The sequence below is a fragment of the Streptomyces sp. NPDC048612 genome (assembly GCF_043199295.1).
Taxonomy (GTDB): domain Bacteria; phylum Actinomycetota; class Actinomycetes; order Streptomycetales; family Streptomycetaceae; genus Streptomyces.
In genome coordinates this window covers 1-4370 of record NZ_JBICVV010000061.1, presented here as the reverse complement: position 1 = coordinate 4370, position 4370 = coordinate 1, and the positions used below count along the sequence as shown (strand labels likewise).

At 71.5% G+C, this 4370-nt stretch carries 2 protein-coding genes; both read right to left on the bottom strand.

The features are described from left to right. A partial coding sequence (locus ACGFN2_RS35860; protein WP_393367176.1) for a type I polyketide synthase occupies positions 1-1715 on the bottom strand: 1715 nt, incomplete at its 3' end. Positions 1716-1737: 22 nt separating this feature from the next. Continuing rightward, on the bottom strand, positions 1738-4370 hold a 2633-nt coding region (locus tag ACGFN2_RS35855; protein ID WP_393367174.1), incomplete at its 5' end, for an SDR family NAD(P)-dependent oxidoreductase.

Sequence of the window (4370 nt, the reverse complement as noted above, 5' to 3'; positions counted from 1 at the left end):
AAAACCACCCGACCCGCATCCGAGGCAACACCCTCAACCACACCAGCCGCACCACGACCCTCAGCAACAGCCTCAAGCCCCACCACCAGCTCATCGCGCGACCCACCCACCACCACAGCCCGATGCTCCAACGCCGCCCGCGACGTCACCAACGAGAAACCCACATCCGCCGGCGACTCATCCGCAACAGACACCGCAGCCGCAAGCCGCGCAGCCTGCCCCCGCAACGCCGCCTCCGACCTGCCCGACACCACCCACGGCACCGGCACACCACCCACCGGCGCAACGGGCTCAACGCTCTCAGCGGCGGCAGCCACCTCAGGTTCCTGCTCAAGGACCACGTGCGCGTTCGTGCCGCTCATGCCGAACGACGAGACGCCCGCGCGGCGTGGCGACCCCGTCTCCGGCCACGTGATGTCGTCGACGAGCAGAGAGACGGCTCCCTCCGACCAGTTCACCTGCGGAGAGGGCTCGTCCACATGCAGGGTCTTCGGCAGCACGCCGCGGCGCATCGCCTCGACCATCTTGATCACACCGGCCACACCCGCAGCGGCCTGCGTGTGACCGATGTTCGACTTCACCGAACCCAGCCACAACGGACGCCCGGACTCCCGCCCCTGCCCATACGTCGCCAGCAGCGCCTGCGCCTCGATCGGGTCACCGAGAGCCGTCCCCGTACCGTGCGCCTCCACCACGTCCACGTCCGACGGCTCCAGTCGGGCGTTCTCCAAGGCGCTGCGGATCACGCGCTGCTGGGCCGGACCATTCGGAGCCGTAAGCCCGTTCGACGCACCGTCCTGGTTCACCGCACTGCCCCGGACCACCGCGAGCACCGGGTGTCCCTTGGCGCGCGCGTCGGACAGACGCTCGACGAGGAGCATGCCGACGCCCTCGCCCCAGGCCGTGCCGTCCGCCGCGCCGGCGAAGGCCTTGCAGCGGCCGTCCGCCGCCAGGCCGCGCTGGCGACTGAACTCGACGAAGGCGGCCGGGGTCGACATCACGGTGATGCCGCCCGCGAGGGCAAGGTCGCACTCGCCCTGGCGCAGCGACTGGGCCGCCAGGTGCAGCGCGACCAGCGACGACGAACACGCCGTGTCGACCGTGACCGCCGGGCCCTCGAAGCCGAAGGTGTACGCGACGCGTCCCGAGACGACACTCGCCGCGTTGCCCGTGGCGACGTATCCCTCGACCTCGTCGGACGCGTCGCGCAGGGTTTCGGGGTAGTCGTGAACATTCGTGCCGACGAACACGCCTGCGCGGCGGCCACGCAGGCCCGTCGGGTCCATCCCGGCCCGCTCGATGGCCTCCCACGAGGTCTCCAGGAGCAGCCGCTGCTGCGGGTCCAGGGCGACCGCCTCGCGTGGCGACACCCCGAAGAGGGATGCGTCGAAGTCGGCGATGGAGTCCAGGAATCCGGCCTCGCGGGCATAGCACGTGCCGGGGTTCTCGGGGTCCGGGTCGAAGAGCGCGTCCAGGTCCCAGCCGCGATCGGTCGGGAACGCGCCGATGGCATCGCGGTCGCCGGTGCCGGACACCAGCTCCCACAGTTGCTCGGACGAGTTGGCGCCGCCGGGGAACCGGCAGGCCATCGCCACGATGGCGATGGGCTCGCTGGCGCTGTCGAGGAGGCGGCGGTTCTGCAGACGCAGGCGTTCCGCTTCCTTGATCGAGGACCGGAGGGCTTCTACAAGCTTGTCGTCGGGGGTAGCCATCATGCGCTCCACTTGTCGAAGACCATCAGGAATCACCGTGGTCCAGTGCCATCTCGATGAGCCTCGCGGCGTCCATCGCGTCGATCGAGTCCAAGTGCTCCAGGTCCCTGGACCCGGCGGATGTCTCGGGGTCCAGGCCTGCGAGGTCGTACAGGGCGTCCAGCAGCCCGGCGTCGCGCAGGCGCGACAGAGGTACGGTCGCCAGCGCATCCCGCAGCGCGGCCTCCTTCGGGTCGCCCGCGGCTGCCGGTACGCCGTCCTCGTCCGCGAAGAGCAGCGACTGGAGGTGCTCGGCGATCGCGGCCGGGGTCGGGAAGTCGAACGTGAGCGTGGCCGGCAGTGAGAGCCCGGTCGCTTCCCTGAGCAGGTTGCGCAGTTCGACGGCCGTGAGGGAATCGAACCCGAGCTCGCGGAAGGCCCGGCTGCCGGGAATGCCCTCGGGGGTCGTGTGCCCGAGCACGCGCGCCGCACGGTCTCGTACGAGGAGGACGAGTTCGGCCCCGCGGTCGGCGGGGGCGAGCGGGGTGAGCCGCTTCACCAGGTCGTCGGCCCGGGTCTCGGGGTCGGCGGGGCCGGTCGCGGGCTCGGCGGCACGGGCCGCCTCGGGCAGTTCCCGGAAGAGCGGGCTGGGGCGCAGGGCGGTGAAGACGGGCGCGAACCGCTCCCAGTCGACGTCGGCGAGGACGGTCAGCGGCCGGCCGCTGCCAACGGCGGTCCCCAGCGCGGCGAGGGCCGATTCGCCCTGCAGGGGCCTGAGTCCGCGCAGCCGGAGTTCGTCGCCGGCCTCACCGGCGGCCATCCCCTCGCCCTCCCACGGACCCCACGCCAGCGAGGTCGCGACCAGGCCCGAGGCCCGCCGGGCCTCGACGAGCGCGTCGAGCCGGGCGTTGGCGGCCGCGTACGCCGCCTGGCCACCGCTGCCCCACACACCCGAAATCGACGAGAAGAGCACGAACGCGTCCAGCTCACGGTCCCGCGTCAGCTCGTCCAGAAGCATCGCGCCCTGGACCTTCCCCTCCGCGACCGAGGCCAGGTCCCCCGCGCCACACTCCAGAAGCGGCGCGACACGGGCGACGCCTGCCGCGTGCACCACGGCGTCCGGCGGATACGCAGCCAGTACGCCGGACAACGCATCCCGGTCGGCCGCGTCCACAGCCACGACAGCCACCTCGGCACCCTGCGCCACCAGCTCGTCACGCAACTCGGCCGCACCAGGCGCGTCCGGCCCACGACGACTGATCAGCACCAGACGCTCCGCGCCCTCGGCCACCGCCCAACGGGCCACCTGCGCACCCAAGGCACCGGTACCACCCGTGATCAGCACAGTGCCCCGTGGACGCCAGGCGTCACCCGGCGAAGACGGCGTTGCCATCCCCGTCGCCGTCGCCCGCACTACGCGCCGGGCGAAGACGCCGCCCGAACGAACCGCCACCTGATCCTCACTGTCACTGCCGGTGCCGGTGCCACCGGAACCGGCGGCCAGCACCGAGCCCATACGGTCCCAGTCCTGAGCCTCGGGAGCGGCGGGCAGATCGATCAACCCGCCCCACATCTGCGGCAGTTCGAGACCGGCGACCCGGCCCAGACCCCACACCCCGGCGGAGTCGACGGAGGGCGCGGGGTCCGCCTCGCCGACCGACGTGGCTCCGCGTGTGACGCACCACAGAGGGATGTCCAGCTGCGCGGTGACCAGGCTCTGGAGGAGAGTGAGCGTCGACGGCCCGTCCGGCAACAGGGAGAGGACGCCCTTGAGCCGCGTGTCCCCGGCCTCCTTCCGGATCAGCTCGGCGATGTCGGCATCGGCCTCGCCCTGGACGGAGACGACGACCGCTCCGCGTACGGACAGGGTCTGCGCCACGTCCGTGTCGGAGGCCGGAACGACGGCGGCCCAGTCGCGAATGCCTTCGGCGGGGGCCACGGTCACGGCCACGGGGTTCCAGGCGATCTCGTAGTGGAAAGACGCCTGCTGCCGCTGTTCCATGCGGCGCTGTCGCCAGGAGGTCAGGGCCGGCAGGACGGGGGCAAGCTGATCGGCATCGAGCGAAAGCACATCGGCCAGCGCCCCCGGCTCACCCCCCTCGACGGCATCCCAGAACTCGGCGTCCACACCGTCCTGCCGAGGAACGGCGGCCGGGGTCGCGTCGAGCCAGTAGCGGCTGCGCTGGAAGGCGTACGTGGGGAGAGCGACGCGGCGGGCACCCGTACCGGCAAAGAACGCCGACCAGTCCACCGTGCCGCCGTGGGCGTGGAGCTGGCCGAGCCCGGTGACGAGGCTGTGGGCCTCGTCGCGGTCCCTGCGCAGGACCGGGACGAAGAGGGCGTTCTCGGCGTCGGTGAGGGTGGACTGCGCCATGGCCGTCAGGACACCGTCCGGGCCCAGCTCGATGAAGCGCGTCACGCCCTGGGCATGGAGAGTCTGAACGCCGTCGGCGAAACGCACCGCCTCACGGACATGCCTCACCCAGTAGTCGGGAGTGGAGAGTTCCGGACCCGCGATCTCGCCCGTGAGATTGGAGACGACCGGGATACGCGCGGTCTCGTACGTCAGCGACTGCGCGACCGTACGGAACTCCTCCAGCATCGGCTCCATACAAACCGAGTGGAACGCGTGACTGACCGACAACTTCTTCGTACGCGCACCCTGCTCAGCGAGTACAG